Origin of the sequence: Azospirillum baldaniorum (assembly GCF_003119195.2) — a bacterium.
In the GTDB taxonomy this organism is placed as follows: Bacteria; Pseudomonadota; Alphaproteobacteria; order Azospirillales; family Azospirillaceae; genus Azospirillum; species Azospirillum baldaniorum.
In genome coordinates this window covers 218,386-238,463 of sequence record NZ_CP022254.1, presented here as the reverse complement: position 1 = coordinate 238,463, position 20,078 = coordinate 218,386, and the positions used below count along the sequence as shown (strand labels likewise).

22 protein-coding genes are annotated in these 20,078 nt (G+C 69.8%); 6 read left to right on the top strand and 16 right to left on the bottom strand.

Annotation, left to right across the window (positions count from 1 at the left end; all coding sequences use genetic code 11):
- Positions 1–30: 30 nt before the first annotated feature.
- Complete coding sequence (locus Sp245p_RS15455; protein WP_420867243.1) at positions 31–861, bottom strand: esterase-like activity of phytase family protein; 831 nt, start codon at positions 859–861, stop codon at positions 31–33.
- Positions 862–1,297: 436 nt separating this feature from the next.
- Here Sp245p_RS15455 and Sp245p_RS15450 point away from each other — a divergent pair, with 436 nt between their 5' ends.
- Positions 1,298–1,990, top strand: a complete 693-nt coding sequence (locus Sp245p_RS15450) for a sensor histidine kinase (RefSeq protein WP_014198731.1) — start codon at positions 1,298–1,300, stop codon at positions 1,988–1,990.
- A 4-nt stretch (positions 1,991–1,994) separates the two neighbouring features.
- Here Sp245p_RS15450 and Sp245p_RS15445 read toward each other — a convergent pair whose 3' ends face one another.
- From Sp245p_RS15445 to Sp245p_RS15390, 12 genes are all read right to left on the bottom strand, one after another.
- On the bottom strand, positions 1,995–2,414 hold the full coding sequence (locus Sp245p_RS15445) for a NifB/NifX family molybdenum-iron cluster-binding protein (RefSeq protein ID WP_014198730.1): 420 nt from the start codon (positions 2,412–2,414) through the stop codon (positions 1,995–1,997).
- 78 nt (positions 2,415–2,492) lie between these two features.
- The gene (locus tag Sp245p_RS15440; protein WP_014198729.1) at positions 2,493–3,026 is read right to left on the bottom strand and encodes a MarR family transcriptional regulator; all 534 of its coding nucleotides are present in this window, start codon (positions 3,024–3,026) and stop codon (positions 2,493–2,495) included.
- 159 nt (positions 3,027–3,185) lie between these two features.
- Positions 3,186–4,016, bottom strand: a complete 831-nt coding sequence (locus tag Sp245p_RS15435; RefSeq protein WP_014198728.1) for a DUF2076 domain-containing protein — start codon at positions 4,014–4,016, stop codon at positions 3,186–3,188.
- Between the two features lie 92 nt (positions 4,017–4,108).
- Positions 4,109–6,526 (bottom strand): endopeptidase La, encoded by a 2,418-nt coding sequence (gene lon / locus Sp245p_RS15430; protein WP_211101735.1) that lies wholly within the window; start codon positions 6,524–6,526, stop codon positions 4,109–4,111.
- A gap of 11 nt (positions 6,527–6,537) precedes the next feature.
- A complete protein-coding gene (locus tag Sp245p_RS15425; protein WP_014198726.1) occupies positions 6,538–6,945 on the bottom strand; it encodes an Hsp20/alpha crystallin family protein in 408 nt (135 codons plus the stop codon).
- 33 nt (positions 6,946–6,978) lie between these two features.
- A complete protein-coding gene (locus tag Sp245p_RS15420; RefSeq protein ID WP_014198725.1) occupies positions 6,979–7,170 on the bottom strand; it encodes a DUF2934 domain-containing protein in 192 nt (63 codons plus the stop codon).
- 167 nt (positions 7,171–7,337) lie between these two features.
- Positions 7,338–7,589, bottom strand: coding sequence for a hypothetical protein (locus Sp245p_RS15415; protein ID WP_014198724.1), 252 nt, complete (start codon positions 7,587–7,589; stop codon positions 7,338–7,340).
- A 91-nt stretch (positions 7,590–7,680) separates the two neighbouring features.
- Positions 7,681–8,508, bottom strand: a complete 828-nt coding sequence (locus Sp245p_RS15410) for a universal stress protein (RefSeq protein ID WP_014198723.1) — start codon at positions 8,506–8,508, stop codon at positions 7,681–7,683.
- Positions 8,509–8,655: 147 nt separating this feature from the next.
- Entirely contained in the window at positions 8,656–10,464 is a 1,809-nt protein-coding gene (locus Sp245p_RS15405; RefSeq protein WP_109138667.1) for an autotransporter domain-containing protein, read from the bottom strand.
- 238 nt (positions 10,465–10,702) lie between these two features.
- A complete protein-coding gene (locus Sp245p_RS15400; protein ID WP_014198720.1) occupies positions 10,703–11,293 on the bottom strand; it encodes a cytochrome b in 591 nt (196 codons plus the stop codon).
- A 203-nt stretch (positions 11,294–11,496) separates the two neighbouring features.
- A complete protein-coding gene (locus Sp245p_RS36270) occupies positions 11,497–13,482 on the bottom strand; it encodes a PP2C family protein-serine/threonine phosphatase (protein WP_014198719.1) in 1,986 nt (661 codons plus the stop codon).
- Positions 13,483–13,637: 155 nt separating this feature from the next.
- Positions 13,638–14,642 (bottom strand): zinc metalloprotease HtpX, encoded by a 1,005-nt coding sequence (locus tag Sp245p_RS15390; protein WP_014198718.1) that lies wholly within the window; start codon positions 14,640–14,642, stop codon positions 13,638–13,640.
- A gap of 233 nt (positions 14,643–14,875) precedes the next feature.
- Here Sp245p_RS15390 and Sp245p_RS15385 point away from each other — a divergent pair, with 233 nt between their 5' ends.
- Together Sp245p_RS15385 and Sp245p_RS15380 are read left to right on the top strand one after the other, a co-directional pair.
- Complete coding sequence (locus tag Sp245p_RS15385) at positions 14,876–15,784, top strand: DnaJ C-terminal domain-containing protein (RefSeq protein ID WP_014198716.1); 909 nt, start codon at positions 14,876–14,878, stop codon at positions 15,782–15,784.
- Between the two features lies 1 nt (position 15,785).
- On the top strand, positions 15,786–16,154 hold the full coding sequence (locus Sp245p_RS15380; RefSeq protein WP_014198715.1) for a chaperone modulator CbpM: 369 nt from the start codon (positions 15,786–15,788) through the stop codon (positions 16,152–16,154).
- A 1-nt stretch (position 16,155) separates the two neighbouring features.
- Here Sp245p_RS15380 and Sp245p_RS15375 read toward each other — a convergent pair whose 3' ends face one another.
- Both Sp245p_RS15375 and Sp245p_RS15370 read right to left on the bottom strand, forming a co-directional pair.
- The gene (locus Sp245p_RS15375; protein WP_014198714.1) at positions 16,156–16,347 is read right to left on the bottom strand and encodes a hypothetical protein; all 192 of its coding nucleotides are present in this window, start codon (positions 16,345–16,347) and stop codon (positions 16,156–16,158) included.
- A 336-nt stretch (positions 16,348–16,683) separates the two neighbouring features.
- Entirely contained in the window at positions 16,684–17,613 is a 930-nt protein-coding gene (locus tag Sp245p_RS15370; RefSeq protein ID WP_014198712.1) for an NAD(P)/FAD-dependent oxidoreductase, read from the bottom strand.
- Positions 17,614–17,790: 177 nt separating this feature from the next.
- Between Sp245p_RS15370 and Sp245p_RS15365 the strand changes: the two genes are divergently transcribed.
- The 3 genes from Sp245p_RS15365 (at position 17,791) to Sp245p_RS15355 (ending at position 19,104) form a co-directional block, all read left to right on the top strand.
- Positions 17,791–18,180 (top strand): Hpt domain-containing protein, encoded by a 390-nt coding sequence (locus Sp245p_RS15365; protein WP_014198711.1) that lies wholly within the window; start codon positions 17,791–17,793, stop codon positions 18,178–18,180.
- 73 nt (positions 18,181–18,253) lie between these two features.
- Positions 18,254–18,625 (top strand): response regulator, encoded by a 372-nt coding sequence (locus Sp245p_RS15360; protein ID WP_040135449.1) that lies wholly within the window; start codon positions 18,254–18,256, stop codon positions 18,623–18,625.
- A gap of 98 nt (positions 18,626–18,723) precedes the next feature.
- Positions 18,724–19,104: a hypothetical protein gene (locus Sp245p_RS15355; protein ID WP_014198709.1), complete on the top strand. Its 381-nt coding sequence runs from the start codon at positions 18,724–18,726 to the stop codon at positions 19,102–19,104.
- A 7-nt stretch (positions 19,105–19,111) separates the two neighbouring features.
- On the opposite strand, the gene Sp245p_RS15350 is transcribed toward Sp245p_RS15355, so the two are convergent.
- Entirely contained in the window at positions 19,112–20,059 is a 948-nt protein-coding gene (locus Sp245p_RS15350; protein ID WP_014198708.1) for a glutathione S-transferase family protein, read from the bottom strand.
- Positions 20,060–20,078 lie beyond the last annotated feature (19 nt).

Below are 20,078 nucleotides of genomic sequence, written 5' to 3'. Positions count from 1 at the left end.
GACGCCGCTCACCGCGGGGGCGCTTTCCGGTCAGCGCCCCGCGACGGTGGCTTTCAAAGCGCTGGCCGGAAGCTGGAACATCATAAGATAGGTCCGCTGGAGCGGGCTGCGGTTGTCGTCGGAAACGATGTAGACGAGCAGGTTGCCGTCCTCACCGGGCCGCACCGCCAATCCTTCGAAATTGTCGGTCGGCAACGGCGGCTCCAGGCGCGCCAGTTCCACCCCGTCCATCGTCGCGCCACCGCGCAGCGAGTCCGTCGGCACATGGACGATGCGCGCCGCCCAGCCGCCCAGCAGGGACACCCGCCGCTCGAGCACCAGCACCCCGCCGTCCGGCAGGGGTGCCGCGGCCGTGGGACGGAAGCGCGGCGCCGCACGGTAGGTCAGCGGCTGCCAATCGCCTCGCGTTTTCAACTCGACGGAAGCGATCCAGGCGTGGCGTTCGCGGACGCCGTCGTCGTCGCCCTCCTCGATGGCCAGGATGCGGCCGTCCGGCAGCGCGGCCAGCGCCTCGACCCCGCCGTTCGCTGGGGCGTTTTCCAGACCGGGCGGCACCGGAAGCTTCCGCGGGGCTCCCTCGGGCCGGTCGGCGCCTTCGTAACGGAGGATACGGTGATTGCGCTCGAACGGCACCAGCCAGCCGCCGCCCGGCAGGCGGACGAGGTCTTCCGAATCGTTGAGCCGGCCGCGGTAGTCCGGACTCTTATCGAGAGTCAAGGGACGGACATCGTAGTGTCCGGCACCCGCCAGACGCCCCTGGGCGTCGTAGGACAGCCGCCCCGTGACGCTCTTGCCGTTGTCGGAGACCGCGGCGAAACGGTCGCCCGAGTCGCTGACCCAGAGGCCGGACAAGCCTCCCACCCCTGCCCCATCGGGCAGACGGAGGGCGCCGCGAAATCGCAGAGCGCCAACCTCTGCAAGATCCGGGCGGTCCGGATCGAGCGCAATCGGAACGGAGGACTCGACCGGTCGGCCGTTTCCGGCCACCGCGGCGCAACCGCCGGCCACGGCCAACAGGGCGCAAAAGGGAATCGCAAGGGTTCTCAAACGCATGGCGGCACTCATGCCACGACGGGGCGGCCGGGGAAACGCATTTTCCGGCTTGCCCCGCCTGCCCGCGATTCCGACCCTTTGTCCGCCGGGATCATAAGCCCTGCCTCTCCGTCCGAACGTGGACGAACGAATTGGATATGCGCAGAGGGTTACTTCCTCAGAACCAATTCGGGAGTGGGTTCAAGCGCATAAATTGTTCTGTACCTAAGGAAAACATTGCCCAGCTTCAGCCGAGAATCGCGTGATGCCCAATCCCCTCCGGTCCCAGCCGGTCGCCCTGCCTGCTGATCGCCCCGCCACCGGTTCGGGAGCGCCGGAGGACCCAATCGCGGAGCGCATCCGCGAGCTGGAGGCCGAACTGCGCGAGCTTCAGCACCGGGCCAAGAACAGCCTTCAGCTCGTCATCAGCCTGCTCAAGCTGCAGACGGGCCGCATCCGCGACCCGGACGCCCGAGCCGCCTACGAGCAGACGCTGGTGCGCATCGAAGCGCTGGCCATTCTCTATCGCCAGCTCCACGAGTCGGGCACCGGCACCCATGTGAACCTGGGCCGCTACATCGAATCGCTCGCCGACGCGGTGAAGCATGGGACTCCCGGTGGCCTCGCCAACGTGCCCATCGAGGTGAAGAGCGATCCCATCCAGATCGGCCTGTACGAGGCCATGCCGCTGGGCCTGATCACCGCGGAGCTGATCACCAACAGCCTGCACCACGCTTTTCCGGAGCAAGGCTGGATCCGCGTGTCGGTGACGCAGGAGAACAACGGGCGCGCCCGCCTGATCGTCGAGGACAACGGGCGCGCCCTGCCCGCCGGCTTCGACACGACGGCGGAGGACGGGCTGATGCTGGCCGAGGCGCTGGCTGCCCAGCTCGGCGACACGCTGAACACGGAAAGCGACGCCGCCGGCACCACCGCCAGCGTGTCCTTCCCTGTGTGACGACTCAGGCCGGCGCCCCGTGGCGCTCCTGCGGGGCGTCACCAAGGTCGTGGTCGTGATGGCCGTGGTCGTGATGCTCATGGGGATGCTCGGGCGGCGGGGCCGTCCTGACGGTCCCCGCGAACCAGTCGCGGATCGCCTGCACCGGATCGGTCTCCAGCGTGGTCACCGGCTCGATGCCGCGGCGCTTCATGTGGTTGATGAAACCCTCGCCGGACGAGCCGGTGATGACCACCCGCACCGCGTCGATGGGGTGCGGACGCCCATCGCCGGCGAGGTGAAGCACCTCGTCCTCGGCAAGCTCGATCCGCTCGACCTCGACAGGATCGCTGCCTGATTCGGCCTCGAAGACCAGGAAGCGGCGGGTGCGGCCGCCATGGGTGGCGATGCTGCGGTAATCCTGCGTGCCGACGGCGAACCTCATCCCACATCCCCCACAAAGCCCAGCGGCCTTATCGTGGCACGGCATACCGCCGCGCACACTGAGGGAGGTCAATGCGCGTCAGAGGATTTCGGTTTCGTCGGAGCGGATGACGTCCGTCCATTTGCGCTCCAGACGGCGCAGCGTGCGGTAGGTGACCTCGAAGTCCTGGCTGTCGCCGTCGGTGCGGATCAGACCATCGGAGTGGACCGACGCCATGTGGCGCAGCCGCTCGCACAGCTCCAACCCCCTTGCCGACAGCTTCAGCCGGGCGGCGCGCTTGTCGCGCGGCGAGGCGGAGCGGTCGACATAGCCGCTGTCCACCAGTTGCTTCAGGTTGTAGGAGGCGTTGGAGCCGAGGTAATAGCCGCGCTCGATCAGGTCGCGAACGCTGATCTCTCCGTTGGAGATGTTCAGCAGCATCATCACCTGCACCGGGCTGATGTCGTCGATGCCGATGCGGGACAACTCGATTCGCAGAACGTCGAGGAACCGGCGGTGCATCCGTTCGATGATCCGCGCCACCTCATGGTACATCTGGGTGGCGGAGGCCTTGCGCTCAGCGTCGCTGCGCTCGGCGTCTTCGGTCGGCTGGGGCTGAACGAGCGTCGTCATGGGCCTCGGGTCTGCGTGGGGATCGGGGAATATGGCCTGCCTTGCCCAACGCACCGTAGGGACCTAACTGTTTAATTTATATTAACTGTGATGGCGGCACGAAGGCGCACCGGACCTTTCCCAAAGGTTGGCACACCTTCCGCCAAGGACTGGATAAGGTCAGATCCAGCTGTCGTCTCCACCGCCATCGCCGCCGCCGTCATCGAACGAGGAATCGTCGGTCTGATAGTCGATGTTCTGGAGGTTGTTGTCCTCCGGCGGGAAGCCCTGGTCCGCGCCCTGGTCGGCGGAGTCGCCGTAGTAATTGTTGATGATCGTCTCGCCATGGCTGGCCGTCTGACCCGCCGCCGCCGCGGCCTCGCCGAACGGACCCGGGGAATGGCTGAGCATCGAGGATATGGCGCTGGCCGCCAGCATGCCACCGGCGACGCCCGCCGCCGTCTGGGCCGCACCGCTCAGGAACCCGCCGCCGCGCGGCGCGGAGCCCTGCGGGCCGAATCCGGGCTGCGGAGCGTAACCGGGCTGGGGCGGATAGCCGGGCTGGCCGTAACCGGGTTGCCCGCCGGCCTGCGGAGCGGCCCCCCACGGGCTGCGCGACGGCGGCTGCATGGGGTTGTAGGCCGGCCCCTGGGGAGACTGGGGCGCCGGAGCGGGCGGCTCCGCCGAACGGTTGCCGCCGCCGGCCCATGGGCTGCGCCCCAGCCCGAGCGCGTTGGACAGGAAGCTGCCGCCGGACGGCTGGGTCTGGGTCTGCTGGGCGCGGGACTGCGCCTCCCTCACCTGCCGCTCCAGATCCTCGATGCGCTGCTGGGCGGCGGTCAGCGCCTGCTGCTGCACCAGGACCGACTGCGCCATGTAGTAGGCGGCGGCGGGCTGGCCCTGGATCATCTGCTGGATGAAGCGTTCCGCCTCCGGATCGCGGGGCTGGTTCTCCACCTCGCGCAGGTGCGTGAACAGATCGGAAAGGAGGGTGCGTTCCTCGGGCGTCATGATCGTCTCCTGTGCGCGCTCCGTGCGGGCGCGCCATTGATGTGGCGCACCGCACCCCCGGTGCGCAAGGGTTCCGGCCTCTGCGGAGAACGCTACCCGGCCTTGCGCTCCGCCGCCTCCACGGAGGGCTCCGACACCAGGGCGGCGCGGACGGCGTCGTCCACCCGCTCCAGCCAGACGAAGCTCAGCCGCTCGCGCACCGCCGCCGGAATGTCGTCGAAGTCCTTGCGGTTGCGGGCGGGCAGCATCACCGTCTTCAGCCCGGCGCGCTGGGCGGCCACCACCTTCTCGCGGATGCCGCCGACCGGCAGCACCAGACCGCGCAGGCTGATCTCCCCGGTCATCGCCGTGTCGGAGCGGATGCAGCGCCCGGACAGCAGCGACACCAGGGCCGTGAAGATCGCCACCCCGGCGGACGGCCCGTCCTTTGGGATGGCACCCGCCGGGACGTGGATATGGATGTCGAAACGGTCCAGCCCCTCCGGGTCGAGGCCGAGGTCCTTCACCCGCGACTTGACGAGGCTGAGGGCGGCCTGCGCGCTCTCCTTCATCACCTCGCCCAGCTGGCCGGTCAGGATCAGCCGCCCCGAGCCGGAAAAGCGGCTGGCCTCGATGAACAGGATGTCGCCACCGACCGGAGTCCAGGCGAGACCGGTCGCCACGCCGGGCACGCTGGTGCGCATCGCCACGTCGTTTTCGAATCGCGGCGGCCCGAGGATCGCCGTCAGGTCCGCCGGTTCGACCCGCATCCGCTCGACCTCGCCCTCGGCGATGCGGACGGCGGCGTAGCGCCCGACCGCGCCGATCAGCCGTTCCAGTTGGCGGTTCCCGGCCTCCCGCGTGTGGTCCCGGATGATCGCCCGCAGCGTGTCGTCGGGGATCTCCAGCTGGTCCGCCGTCAACCCGTTGGCGGCGAGCTGGCGGGCCAGCAGGTAGCGCTTGGCGATCTCCAGCTTCTCGTCCTCGGTGTAGCCGGACAGCTCGATCACCTCCATGCGGTCGCGCAGCGGGCCGGGGATGGTGTCCAGCATGTTGGCGGTGGCGATGAACATCACCTTCGACAGGTCGAAAGGCACGCCCAGGTAATGGTCGCGGAAGGTGGCGTTCTGCTCCGGGTCCAGCACCTCCAGCAGGGCGGCCGACGGGTCGCCGTGGAACCCCTGCCCCAGCTTGTCCATCTCATCCAGCATCAGCACGCAGTCGCGCGTCCCGGCCTTGCGGATGGCCTGGACGATGTTGCCGGGAAGCGCGCCGACATAGGTGCGGCGATGGCCGCGGATCTCGCTCTCGTCATGGACGCCGCCCAGCGAGACGCGGGCGAAGGCCCGCCCGGTCGCCCGCGCGATGCTCTGGCCGAGCGAGGTCTTGCCCACCCCCGGCGGGCCGACGAAGCACAGGATGGGGCTGCGCCCCTCCGGGTTCAGCTTGCGCACCGCCAGGAATTCCAAGATGCGGCGCTTGACCTTCTCCAGCCCGTAATGGTCCTCGTCGAGGATGCGGCGCGCCTCGGCGATGTCGATGCGGGATTCCGACCGGCGGTCCCACGGCATCTCGATCAGCCAGTCCAGGTAACTGCGCACCATAGAGTATTCCGCCGCCGCCTCCGGCATGCGCTCCAGCCGGCGCAGTTCCTTCTCGGCGTGCTCGCGGACATCAAGGGGCATGCCGGCCTTGGCGATGGCGTCCTGAAGCTCGCCGATCTCGGCCTGACGCCCCTCGTCGGCCTCGCCCAGCTCCTTCTGGATGGCACGGAGTTGCTCGCGCAGCAGGTATTCGCGTTGCCGCTCGTCCATCGCCTCGCGGGTGCGCTCGCGGAGGTCGCGCGACAGCCGCAGCACCTCGATCCGCCGGGCGAGCAGGCCGCCAACCTTGTCGAGCCGCTCCGGCAGGTCGATGGTCTCCAGCACCTCCTGCTTCTCGGCGGGCTTCAGGTCCATGTAGCTGGCGGTCATGTCGGCCAGCTCGCCGGGGCTTTCGAGCGCCTGGACGGCGGCCAACAGCTCCTGCGGGGCCTGGGGCAGCAGTTGCAGCGCCTCCACCGCCTCGTTGCGCAGGTTCAGGAAGCGGGCCATGACCTCCGGCGTGGCGGTGTCGCTTTCCTCCACCATCTCGACGCGGGCGGCCATGAAGGGATGGCCCGGCACCCACTCGACGATGCGGAAGCGTTGCTGTCCCTGGCACACCAGATGGTGCGAACCGTCGGGCGTGGTGACATAGCGCAGGATGCTGGCGGTCGTGCCGACGCGGTGCATGTCGGCTCCGGTCGGGTCCTCCACCGCCTCGTCGCGCTGGAGCAGGATGCCGACCGGCCGTTCGGTGCGGGCCGCCTCCTGCGCCGCGGCGACCGAGCGCGCCCGCCCCACCGTCACCGGCAGCACCACCCCCGGAAACTGCACGAGGTTCCGCACCGGGATGACCGGGATCACATCCTCCGGCAACCCGGAGGCCGGCGGCGAGGCGGGTGGTGTCTGGGGAGCCGGCGTCGCTTCGGCAGCGTGCTCATCAGTCATTCGAACGTCCTTCATCCCATCTTGTCGAGCGTCAGCACGAGGCAGCCCGCCGACAGCTCGCGCCGTCCCATGCGGAAGGCCCCGGCGGGCAGCTCGATCCGCCGCTCGAAGCGGCCGTGGGGAATCTCGAGGCGGTGGATGATCCCGTCGCAGCCCAGCGGCAGGGTCCGCTCCCCGGCAACCACCAGAACGCCGTCCTCGACGGCGACGTGAAGCTGTTCCGCACCGACGCCAGGAAGGGCGACGACGATGGTCACCGCATCCTCCGTCTCGTAGACGTCGATGGGCGGGGTCCAGCAGGCGCGGCGCGGGCCGGGCGGGGCCGGGCGGAAGAACTGGCGGTGCAGCCGCTCGGCACGGTCCAGCAGTTCAACGGCCTCCGACCACATGAAGGAAGCGGGATCACGGCGGGGCGGCATGGCGTCTCCTTGGAGGAATGGCTGTGATGGACGTCAGATGCCGGCGCCCGAATCCGCGGCGGCTCGGACGCGGTCGCGCGGTTCGGGACCCTGCTCCTTCGCCCGCTCGTCCTCCTCCTGGAGTTCACGGCAGGCCCGTTCCCAGTGTTCAGCGCGGCGGCCTTCGGGGCGCCCCTCCTGCTCCCAGATCTCGTAGGCACGGTGGCGGATGCGGTGTTCGTCCATCGCGGCGTTCCCCTCCTTCCCGCCCCGGCCGCAGGCATGGCCCGTCCGGCCGCAAGAACCGGGGCTCCTTCGTCCCTTCAGCAACGGTGGGGAGTCGCAGGCGTTCCGCCGACCATGCGGACATCAGACGGAAGAAAGGGCCGATGGCCCCTTTCGGGGTCCGGGCTTTAGAGCCGGTCCGGCCCGTCCGTGGGGTCGGGGCGGCCCGCTGCCTCGTCGTGGCCGCTGCGGTTGCTGAGGAAAACCAGGGCCATCAGCCCGATGGCGACGGCGCTGGTCAGCACGGCGCCGCCGACCAGGGCGAGCAGGCCCGGCAGGCTGAGGCCGAACAGGTCGAAGCCCGTCGCCGCCCAGGCGGCGAACAGCGCCGCCAGGACGATGACGGGACAGGCGATCAGGAAGACGCGAAGCCAGGACATGCACGCTCTCCAGCCGGTGCCGGGAAGCCTCTACATGGCCGCCCAGCCCGGCGGAGGAAAGCCCGCCCCTGTTTGCGTCAACCGGACGGCGTCAGTGGGAGAGCAGCAGCGGCACCGGGCAGGTGCGCAGGACATGGCGCGTCCCGCCGCCACGGTGCAGGAAGGGGAAGCCGTAATGGCCATGCGCGCCCATCACCAGCAGATCGGCCCCGGAATCGATGCTGCGGGCCAGAAGCGCGTCCATGGCGCCGATGTCGGTCACCGTGAAATGCGTCTGGTCGGCCGTCACGCCGTGGAGCGCCAGATGGTCGAGCAGGCCGATGCGCTGCGGCTCCGTCCCGGCCGGCGGGGCGGCCTGGGTCAGAACGGTGATGACGGTGACCTCGTCGGCGGCCTGGAGGAAGGGCATGGCGTCGGACAGGGCACGGGCGGCCTCGCGCTCGGCGTTCCAGGCGACGGCGACGCGCTTGCCGATCACCGGGAAGGTGCCCGCGAAGGGCAGCACCAGCACCGGGCGACCCGAATTCAGCACCACCTGCTCGTTCAGTTCTTCCGGCGCCACGCCGTCGGCGGGGGCGCTGCGGTCGAACTGGCCGAGCACCGTCAGGTCGGCAAAGCGCGACCAGATGATGACCTCGCGGATGACGTGGTTGTGCTCGCCGTGGGTCAGGCCGTGCCACTGGCCCTGCAGGCCCGACGCCTGGAGCTTGTCGCGGAACATCGCCTCGCTGCGGGCGGCGGCCTGCTCCAGATGGTCGCTGGAGCGGCGGGCGATGACGCTGGTGGCGCTGCGGTCCGGCTGGGCGAACAGGCCGCGCAGGAAGGCGCCGCTGGTCTTCGCCAGCGCGATGGCCGCGTCGAGGCGGGTTTCCACCTGCGGGCCGGAATCGAGATGCACGAGGATGTGCTTGTAGGCCATGAAACTCCTCCCTTTGCTTTTGTCCGGGCCGTTGTTCTTGTTCGGGCGGGCGTGCCCGGGGGCGACGCACCGGCACCGATTGTTCCTCTTGCGGCGCCGCAACGCCAGCAGGAAAAAGCCTTCCGGAAGGATGGAATAGGCGTTTCCTCAGAAGCTCATCCGCAAGCGGGCGGTGAAGGCGTGGTTGTGGCCGTCCGCCCCCGACAGTTCGCCGCGGTAACCCACCGTTGCGCTGACCGCCTGCCAGAGCTGGGCCGACAGGCCGGCGCCGACCACCAGGGAGTCGCGGCCGTCGCCGCTCGGGCTCACGCTGTTGGCGGCTCCGCCGGGCAGGCGGACGGTGACGGTGCGCGCGTCCTCGGCGAACTGGTGCTCCCAGGCGATACCCAGGCTGGGCTGAAGCACCGTCCGCCCGATCTCAACGATGGTGGAGGCTTCGGCCCCGACGCTGCTCTCCAGCGATTCGGCGCTCTGGCGCTCGACGCCGAGCGACAGCAGGCCGGCGCCGCTCTCCTGATAGCCGTCGATGCGCGTGTGGATGTAGCGCAGACCGAGCCGCGGTCCCAGCGCCACCGGACCGAGCTGCGTCGTATAGCCCCCGGCGACCGACAGGGCATAGGTCCGCCCGTCCGTGTCCGCCGAGGCGTTGGGAAACGGCGCGAAACCGGTGGTCCGGTCGATGTCGCCGTAACGGTCGAAGGAGACGCTGCCAGCCACGGCCAGCAGGAAGCCCCGCGCCTCGGTCACCGCGTGCAGGCCGATGATGGTGCTGGTCATGTCCAGCGTGCCCGCCCCCTCGTCCAGCTTGGCGCGGCCGCGCGACCCGCCGACCGACAGCCCGACGCGCGAGGCCGGCCCGACCGGCAGTTCGGCGCCGACGCCACCCGACTGCGTGTTGAAGCGGAAGCCCTGGCGCTCCGCCGTGCCGCCGAGGCGGCCCCAGGCGGCGTCGCCGATCAGGAACGCCCTCAGTTCCCCGTTGCCGAGCGGCGCCTCCACCCGCGCGGCGGCGGGGCCGGCGATGGAGCCGAGCAGAGCGCGGTGCCAGCTCCGCGTCGCCTCGAAGGCCAGCTCCGGCTGCATCGCCACCGTCTCCGCCGCGTCGTTCAGCGCGAGCAGGGCGCCCTGCATGTATTGCGCGATCAGCAGATGGGCGGCGCGGGTCGGGTGGATCTCGTCCCAATAGACGGTCTGGTCGGCCTGCACCTCGGTCCCGCAGGCGCCGGTCGGCGCGTTGTTCGACAGGCAGGGCGTCACGGTGTTGGTGAAGCCGTAGGCCGTCGGGTTGGCCGCCACCGCGCGGTACAGCGCGTTGACGTCGGCCACCACGACGGTGACTCCCAGCCGCTTCTCCACGTCGGCCATCGCCTGCGACAGCAACGTGTTGTGGGAGGCTGTGACGGCGTTCAGCAGGGCGGCGCGGTCGGAGTTGCGGGTGTCCGGGACGGTGCCGAGGTCCGGCAGGTTCGGGACCAGGAAGGTCTTCCCCCCGAGCGCCGCCAGACGCTCCACCGTGGTGACGATGTTGCCGACCGTCTGGGTGACGAGGCCCGACGGGTCCGCCCCGGCCGAGACGCGGTTGAAGTAGTCGTTGCCGCCTGCCCACACCGCGAACAGCCCGCCGCCGGTGCCGCTCGGGCGGCTGAACAGGAACTGCCCGACCTGCCCCTGGATGCCGGGAACGCCGGTCTGCGACAGGGTGCCGGTCTCCGCGCCACCATAGGCGAAGTTGGTCTTCTGGTCGGGCTGGCTGCCGATCAGCGGGGCCAGCCGCTCGACCCAGACGGGGCCATTGGAGAAACGCCCGTCGTAATAGGGCGGGCTCTGCGGAATGCCGCCGCGCGTCAGCTCATAGACGCGGCCGGTGTCGGACAGGCTGTCGCCGAAGACGAACACCCGGTCGAACGGCACCGCACCGGCGGGCGCCGACACCAGAAACGCAGCTCCCGCTGCCATACGAATCGCCTTACCGGGCACCGCCTCACCTCCCCCGCTGCACAGCCGGAAAACAGGGGTGATGCGTCAAAGCGGGGGGCGGTACCGCCATTGCGTCGGGAAGAGATGCCGCTTGGGCGGGTTCATCAGACCATGGGGGACCCGAACATGGGTCCATCCATGGAGGAGGCAGGACCTCGCCACTCGGCGGGCGGCGCCCACCGGCACTTCGGTGCCAGCGCCGCCCGCCCTTTTCTATTCAGCGGTTTCCCCAGGGCAGCATGCGGCTCAGCGTTCCGTCCTTAAGCACATACTGATGGACCAGGGCCGCCGCCGCGTGCAGACCGGCCAGCACGATGATGGCGGTGCCGAGAAGCTCATGCAGCTTCTCCAGCGTGTCGCCGAAGGCATGGTTTTCCCCCACCAGCGTCGGCAGGGTGAACAGACCAAAGAAGGTAACGGGATGGCCGTGGGCCTGGGTCATGGTCACGCCGGCCAGCGGCACGGCAATCATCAGGGCGTAGAGCGCCAGATGCCCGGCCTTGGCCGCCAGCAGGAGCAGCGGCGTGGTGTCGGCGGGCATGGGCGGCGGCGGGCTGACGGCGCGCCAGACCATGCGCAGCGCCACCAGCGCCAGCACGAGGACGCCGAGCGAGCGGTGGACATCCATCAGGGCGGTCCGCTCCGGCCCGCGGGGCACCAGCCCACGCCCCTGGGCGATGGCGAAGGCCACCAGGATCAGCAGGGCGACGTTCCAGTGCAGGAACAGCATCACCCCGTCGTAGCGGGTCTTGACGGGGCGGGTCTTGACGGGTGGCCGGGCGGCGGCGTCGGAGTAAGCGTTGGACATCGGAAGTCCCCTCATCGGCAGAAACAGGCAAGTCCTGCCGATCCTGTCCGGGGGCGACTGAACCGAAGCTGAACGGCGGAACCCAGGACAGAGATGGGGGTGCCGCACGGTTCCGCGCTGTGGTCGCACGGGTGACCCGGCGGACCAGCCGGGTCACCTCGATCAGAGGAAACGATCTCGCCGCCGGACGTCGCCGAAGGGCGTCACACCGCCGCTTCGGACTCCGGCGCCAGCTCGGCGGCGGGCAGCAGCCGGCGGACGGTCAGGCAGACAATGTCGCCGGTCTGCCCGCCCGGACCGACATGGGCCTCCACCGCGCGCAGCAGCAGTTCGGAGCGGTCGCGCGCCGACAGGCCACGACCCTGGTGCAGGACGGCGGCCAGACGCTCCTCGCCGAACGGCTCGCGCTGGGCGTTCACCGCGCGCAGCACGCCCTCGGTGCACAGGAACAGCGTGTCCTCCTGCTCCAGCCGTGCCACCGCCTCGCCGTAGGGGATGCCCTTGCGCACGCCCAGCGCCGGGCCGCCGGCATCGGCCAGGGTCAGGACGCTGCCGTCCGCCCGGATGCGGCAGGGCGCGCGGTTGCCGGCGCTGGAATGGCTGAGCATTCCGGTCTCGCGGTCATAGAGGGCGACGAAGGCGGTGGCGAAGCCGTCGAAGGGGCTCTGCCCGCACAGCCGGTCGTTGGCCGCCGCCAGGATAGCGGCCGGGGTCATCCCGGGCCGGGCCGCCGCCTCGCGGATCGCGCCGCGCACCAGCAGCATCAGGAAGGCCGCCGGCACGCCCCAGCCGGACACGCCGGCCACCACCAGCAGGCAATGGCGCTCGTCCAGCTCGATCACGTCGTAGAAGTCGCCGCTGACCGCCGGACCGGGGACCAGCAGGCCGAAGAACTGGCTGTCGCGCCCGGCGGGAAGCTGCTGCGGCAGCAGGTTCGCCTGCACGTCGCGGGCAGCGCGCTGCTCCTCCTCGATCAGGTGTTCGGCGGCGGCCAGCTTCTCGGTGCGGGTCTCCAACTCAGCCGTGCGCATCAGAAGCTGGGCGTCCAGCGTCTCCTCGCGGTAGGACGCCTCCAGCGCCATGCTGCGGAAGACGCGGGCGAGGCGGCCCATCTCGTCGTTGCGCTCCATCGCCTCGTTCAGGGTGAAGGGGTTGAATCGCCCGGCCTCCACGGCGGCGACGGCCTCGCCTAGACGCTCGATCGGGGCCATCTGGCTGCGCGCGAAGCGGACGGCGCCGTAGACGCCCGCCGCCAGGACGAGCAGACCGACCAGCACGCCGATCTTCACATGGCGCCCGACCACCGAGGACAGGTCCTCCGCCGGCAGGCGGACCACCGCGATGCCCGCCCCCTGCCCAGCCGCCCCCTGCCCGGCCGCCGGCACCGGGGCAAAGGCGATCAAGCGGTCGCCCTCGCGCAGAAGGCCGGTCTCGCCGGACGCCGCCGCGGCCTTCGCCGCCTCCACCGCCCGCTCCGACAGCGGCCCGGCGCTGGGGCCGGTGGCGTGCACGGCGAGACGCCCGTCGCGCTCCAGCAGCCACGCGCCCTCCACCGTGCCGCCGGCCAGCAGGGAGGCCATCACCCCGTCCACCCCGGCCTTGCGGGCGATGTCGCCGAGCCGGCGCACGTCGGCGCCGACCTGGACGATGCGCGGCTTGTCGACGCCGGCCACGCCGGCGAACTTCATCAGCTTGCCGCCCTCTGTGGCGGCGTCGGTCACCACCTTTTCCGGCGCGCGGTTCAGCAGGCCGTAATAGGGCGCCTGGCGCGGCTGCGCACGGGCGTCGGGGCCGAAGGTGATGTCGGGACCCGGAATGTTGTGCAGATAGGCGCGGCCCCGGTTGTCGGTGACCCAGATCTCGTCCGGCCCGCCACCGTCCGCAACGGCCTTCAGCCGGTCGGTCACCGCCTTGACCGGCGCCTTGCCCGCCTCCATCACCGCCACGAGGTGGGCGGCGAGCGTCGCCTCCGACAGCAGCCGGTCGCCCAGCAGCGCCTCCACGTCGCGCGGAACCTCGCGCGCCAGGGTGGCGCTGCGGGCCAGCAGGGTCGCCGCAGCGCGGCTGTCCGCTTCCACCCGCGTCTGGATCGCCGAATGGGTCGTCCAGGCCAGCAAAATCGTGACCAGCGCCACCGCCAGCGTCACCAGCCCGGAGATCAGGAGGACCAAACGCCCTTGAAAGGTCATGGAGGGGACCCGCCTCTTGTAGCCAACCGTCCGCCGCGGGCGCTCCGCCGTCCCCGGACAAGCCTGGGATTTGGGAAAATTGCCCGACCGCGCTTGTCGGTTCTACCCAGCCGGGCACCCCGAGTCCAGGAGTGGCGGACGCCGGCCCTGTAACCTCAGTACCAGTAGCCGCCGATCCGGTAGCGCGGGCGCCGCACCGCCGCCGGCATGGCGAGGTGCGGCCGGGCGTGCAGAGGGTGGGCGTCGAGCCCCGGCAGCACCGGCGGCGGGGTGCGCAGCGCCATCAGGCGGCGCACCCGCTCCTCAGTCTCCGGGTGGGTGCGCAGCAGGGACGGGATGTTCTGCGCCCGGCGGCGGCCGGGAAAGCGCAGCCCCTCCCACGGGCTGTGCTGAAGCCGCTCGATCCGGGCGAGCGCCGAGGCGACGCCCTCCGGGTCGCCGGTCAGGTGGGCGGCGTCGAGGTCGGCGTCGAATTCCCGGGTGCGCGACAGGGCGAGTTGCAGAAGGACGCCGATCCAGGGTGCGGCGATAAGCAGCAGCACCAGCAGCCAGGGAATCGCCTCCTGCCGCATCATCAGCAGGGGCAGGTTGAGAATCAGCAGGGCCATGCCGAAGACCGACATCAGCCGGGTCAGGCTGGTCACCGTGTCGGCCAGCCCCATCACGGTCAGGTCGTTGTTGCGCACGTGGCTGACCTCGTGGGCCAGCACGCCAGCCAGTTCGCGCAGGCTGAGCGCGCGCAGCAGCCCGTCGGTGATTGCGATGGCCGACCGGCGGCGGCTGCCCACGGCGAAGGCGTTCAGCGCCGGGCTGGCGACGTACCACAGCTCCGGAACCGCGGGCAGCTCCGCCCGCCGGGCGATGGCGGCCAGCGCGTCGAACAGGACCGGGGCCTCCGCATGGGTCAGGCGGCGGGCGCCGAACATGCCGAGCACCATGCGCGGCGACAGGCGCGGGCTGAACAGCAGGCTGACGGCGCCGCCGAGCAGCGCCCACAGCACCCCCTCCACCCCCGCCAGGATCATCCCGCACAGCGCCAGCAGCAGCACCATGCCGCCGAGCAGGAGGAGGGACTGCAACACGTTCGCGATCTTGTGGCGCCGCCGCAGGTCGGCGGCCGCCTGATCCGTGGGCATGAAGGACCGGTGCGTGTGCGGCATGACGGGGGCTTCCTCCCTGACCATCTCCCTTTGGAACCGTTCAACCGGAACCAAGTCCGGCCCGCCTCATATTGGCGCGCGCCGCCCCGTCGTCATCCCGGCCGCAAGCACAGGCGCCGTGCACCGGACGGAAGGGCAACCCTCTTGATTTGCGGGGGAACGCCGAACACATACACGTCGAACGTGCTCACCCGTCAGCCGCTGACCCCCGCTTTCCAATCACGGTCATCGCCATGAGCAATCCTTACGAGATTCTGGGCGTATCCCCCACCGCTTCGGACGACGAAATCCGCAAGGCCTACCGTAAGCTGGCCAAGAAGCACCATCCCGACCTAAACCCCGGCAAGGCGGAGGCCGAGCAGCGCTTCAAGGACATCAGCGCCGCCTACAGCCTGCTGTCGGATGCCGACAAGCGTGCCCGCTTCGACCGCGGGGAGATCGACGACTCCGGCCAGGAACGGCCGCAGCGCCACTATTACCGCGACTTCGCCGAAGGCCCGGCGGGTGCCCGCTACGCCCACGCCGAAGGATTCGCGTCGGACGATCTGGAACACATCTTCTCCGACCTGTTCGGCGGGCGCGGCTTCGCCCGCGGCGGCGCCATGCCGATGAAGGGCGGCAACCTCAGCATGGCGCTGACGGTCGATTTCCTGGCGGCGGCCAAGGGCGGCAAGCGCCGCGTCACCATGCCGGACGGGAAGACGCTGGACATCGACCTGCCCGCCGGGCTTGAGGATGGCGGCACCATCCGCCTGAAGGGCCAGGGCCTGCCCGGCAGCAACGGCGGTCCGCCCGGCGACGCGCTGGTGACCGTCAAGGTCACCCCCCACCCCTGGTTCCGCCGCGACGGCGACGACATCCAGCTCGACCTGCCGGTGACCCTGGCCGAGGCGGTGCTGGGCGGCAAGGTCCGCGTCCCGACCATCGACGGGCCGGTGATGCTGACCGTTCCGAAGGGGGCGAACAACGGCACGCGCCTGCGGTTGAAGGGCAAGGGCCTTCCGGGAGCGAACGGCGCGCGCGGCGACCAGTATGTGACGCTGCGCATCGCTTTGCCCGACGCCCCCGACCCGGCGCTGGAGGCGTTCGTCCGGGATTGGAAGTCCGACCACAACCCGAGACGGGACATGGAGGCCGCGTGAGATGGACCGGAACGGCATGGACCAGGGCGGCGGGGCATGGCGGACCGAGGAGGTGCTGGCCACCTGCCGGCGCGTCTCCTCCGCCCAACTGACGGTGTGGGTGGAGCGGCACTGGCTGCGGCCGCGTCACGAGGGGACCGGTTTCGTTTTCAGCGCGGCCGACGTGGCCCGGCTGGAGATGATCTGCGATCTGCGGGAGGATCTGGCACTCGACGACGAGGCGATGCCGGTCGTGCTGTCGCTGCTGGACACGGTCTATGGGCTGCGGCGTCGCCTGCGCGTGTTGGCCGAAGCCATCGGCGATCTGCCGCCGGAGGCCCGCTATCTCCTGCAGGACGAACTGCGGAAGCGCGAGGAAAAGGAGGGGTAGGTCAGCTCCGGACGCCGAAGGCCCGTCCGCTCAGCGCGATGTCCTGGTTGAAGCCTTCCGCGACCCGGTCGTTGCCGCCGGACTGCATGCACAGCGTCACGTTGATGGCGCTGAGGATGGCGTGGTCGATCTGCTCCGGCTTGGCGTTGTGGCGTTTGATGGCTTGAAGCGCGCGGGTCACGGATTGGGCCATGGAGCAGGTTCCGTTCGTTCTGGCAGGCTGCCCGGGTTGATCGGCGGGTTGGTTGATGGCGCCATCATGCCGCCCCTTCGCTCGTCCCGCTGTGCGCCGGGCCACACCCAGCCGCACGGACCGCCTTTCGCAATGGCGAAAGTCCTAAAGCCCAAATTCTTAATCAGGTGTAAACGTCCGGCCGAGCCCAAAAGGCATAACCCTTTATGCCTTTCCTGGAAGCTCCATCAAACCAAGAGCATAGCTCAAGCCATTGGTTTGGTATTACCACTCATTAATGTCAAATGCGACACTTTGCCCGGTGCCGCTGGCCACCCGCCGGGGAGGCATCGCCCCTCAGAGGTCCCCGTCCTCCGCCAGGAGTCGGCGATGGATGGCGGTGGCGGCGATCGCGGCCTGTCCCATGGCGACCGAAATCTGGTTCAGCCCCTCCACGATGTCGCCCGCGGCGTAGAGCCCTTCGATCCCCGTCTGCTGGTGCCCGTCGGTGACCAGCCGCCCGTCCGGGCCGATGCGCACGCCCAACCCCTTCACCGGCTCGATGCGCGGGTGGCAGCCCAGGGCGGAATACAGCGTGTCGAAGGTCAGCCGCTCGCCGGACGCCGTGGTCAGGGCGGCGATCCGCCCGCCCTCGGTATGGATTTCCACCACCGGCTCCTCGACGGCGCGCAGCCCGGCCTCGGCCATGCGGCGCTCCTCCGCCTCCTCCAGATTCATCGGCTCGCCCAGCGTCAGCACGGTGATGTCGCGGGAATAGGTGCGCAGGAACAGCGCCTCCCCCAGGGCCCCGGTGCCGTGGCCGATGACGCCGATGCGGTGGCCGGTCACCTCGAACCCGTCGCAGATCGGGCAATGGCGGACCAGCCCTCGCTGCACCGCCTGATACAGGTTGGGCAGCTCCGGTTCGCGGTCGATCACGCCGGTCGCGGCCAGCACGGTGCGGGCGCGGAATTGCCGCCCGTCCTCCGTCCGCACGCGGTAGCCATCGTCGCCCCGTTCCACCGCCGTCACCGTTCCCGGCACGATCCGGGCGCCGTAGCGCTCCGCCTGGGCGCGCATGCGGGCCAGCAGCTCGTCACCGGTCACCCCGTCGGGAAAGCCCGCATGATTGTGGGACAGCGGAATCCAGGAGGCCCGGCTGGCCCCGGAGTCCACCACAAGGAAGCGGCGGCGGTAGCGCGCCAGATAGATCGCCGCGGTCAGCCCGGCGGGGCCGCCGCCGACGATCAGGGTGTCCAGACGCTGTTCTTCGGATGCGGCGGTCATCGCTCGGGCGTTCCAGCGGACGTTGACGACGTTGGGGAACAGGCGGCGCGTCCCCCGGTTCCGCGACCGGATGCTGCGGCGCCGAAGCGTCCATTCGCCGCGCTGGCCTCGGCTTGACCGGGTTGAATTGCCACACGCACTGTACGGCCATACCGTGTCCTGCCGGGAGTCGCCATCGTGCCCCAGCCACCGCCCAGCCCATCCGAACCGCCACCGGCCAACGCGACGCCGTATGACCGTGAGATCCTTGACGTGGAGCCGATGCTGCGCAACTTCGGCGGTCCTGGCCCCACCGTCACCATGCTCTACGCCCTGTTCCTGGAAAACGCCGACGAGTTGTCGCGCGTTCTGAAAGAGCGATTGGCGCTCGGCGACCTGGATGGTGTCCGGCTGGCCGCCCATTCGGCGGCCGGCGCCGCCCGCACCGCCGGGGCCGGGCGGGTTGCCGACCTCTTCGGCTCGGTGGAGGACGCGGCCCTGCGCGGCGACGCGGCGGTGGTGCGGCGGGAAACGGGCGCCCTCGACCGCGCCCTGGCCGACGTGAAAATTTTGATCGCACGCATTTGAGTTTCTTTCGCGCTGATATATCATGCGGGCGTAACCCTTAGGGGTGCCCACAGGACGAAGCGCGAGGGTGGCCGTGTCGTTCAATTCCTGCGCGGTGCTGGTCGTCGAGGACGAGGTGGTGACCCGCAGCGTCTCGGTGCGGCTGCTGAAGCAGTTGGGCGTCGGCACGGTGATCGAGGCCGCCGACGGGGCGGAGGCGCTGGCCCGCTGCAACCGGGTCGATTTCGACGCGATCTTCTGCGATGTGGACATGGTGCCGATGGGCGGTCTGGCCTTTCTGGAGGCCTTGGACGGGCGGGCGCCGGTCATCATGCTGACCAAGCACGACCGGTCCGACGTCGTCCTGTCGGCCCTGCGCTCCGGCGCCACCGGCTATCTGGTGAAGCCGCTGACCACGTTCGGCCTGCGTGAGAAGCTGGAAAAAGCGCTGTCCGCGAAAGGGTAGAACCTTGACCGCGACATTATACTTTTCGTAACCACGGCGGAATTATTCTGTACACGGTGCATTGCTGCACCCTTGTGCGGATTGCCGGGAGATTCCGCATGCCCATGAACGTTCTGGAAGTGGCGATCTACGCCATGGTGCTCACCGCGTCGCAGCCGCGCCCCTATGAGTGCGTCGCGGTGCAGCCGGAGGGGGTGAACTGCACGAACGGCCTCGCCGTGGCGTCCGAGACTCCGAACGGAGTCATGGCCTTCAACACCGGCGTGCAGGTCATCAAGGACAACCAGGGCCGCGTGCGGCTGAGCAACGGGATCACCACCCATTTCGATTCCTCGGCCTGGGTGGCCTTCAAGAACCCCGGCGGACAGACCCTGGTCAGCGTGCGCAAGACCGGGCCGTTCCGCTTCAAGTTCTCCAACAGCTTCCAGTGCGAGATGATCGGCCAGAACCAGGACATGGCCCGCTGCTACAAGCCCTGAGGCCCGCTTACCTCAGTCCCTCCCGTCCGTGCGGCGCGTCGAGGTCCAGCGCCGGCCCCTTCGGCACGACGCCGGTCGGGTTGATCATGGTGTGGCTGGCGTAATAGTGCCGCTTGATGTGGTGGAAATCGACGGTCTCCGCCACGCCAGGCACCTGATAGAGGTCGCGCAGATAGCCGGACAGGTTCGGATAGTCGGCGATGCGGCGCAGGTTGCACTTGAAGTGGCCGACATAGACGGCGTCGAACCGCACCAGCGTGGTGAACAGGCGCCAGTCGGCCTCGGTCTGCCGGTTCCCCAGCAGATAACGCTGTCCGGCCAGCCGCTCGTCCAGTTCGTCGAGCGCCGCGAAGAGGGCGTCGAACGCCTGCTCGTACTTTTCCTGGCTGGTCGCGAAGCCGGCCTTGTAGACGCCGTTGTTGACGCGGTCGTAGACGAAGGCGTTGAGCCGGTCGATCTCCTCCGCCAGCTCCGCCGGGTAGAAGTCCAGCGAGGCGTCGCCGAAGGCATCGAATTCCCGGTTCAGCATGCGGACGATCTCCGCGGACTCGTTGCTGACGATGGTCCCGGTCTTCTTGTCCCACAGCACCGGGACGGTGACGCGCCCCGAGTAGGTGGGATCGGCCGTGGTGTAGACCTCGTGCAGGCGGGTGGAGCCGGTGATCGGATCGGGTTCGGGGAAGGTCCAGCCCTCCTCGCGCATCAGGGGATCGACCACGGTGACGCCGATGGCGTTCTCCAGCCCCTTCAGCTTGCGCAGGATCAGCGTGCGGTGCGCCCAGGGGCAGGCCAGCGACACGAACAGGTGATAGCGCCCGGCCTCCGGCTGGAACGGGGTCGAGCCGTCGGCCCGCACCCAGTTGCGGAACTGGGTTTCCGGACGGACGAAGGCGCCGCCGCTGTTCTTGGTGTCGTACCACTGGTCGTGCCAGCGGCCGTCGATCAACAGGCCCATGCCCTGAACTCCCCTCTGT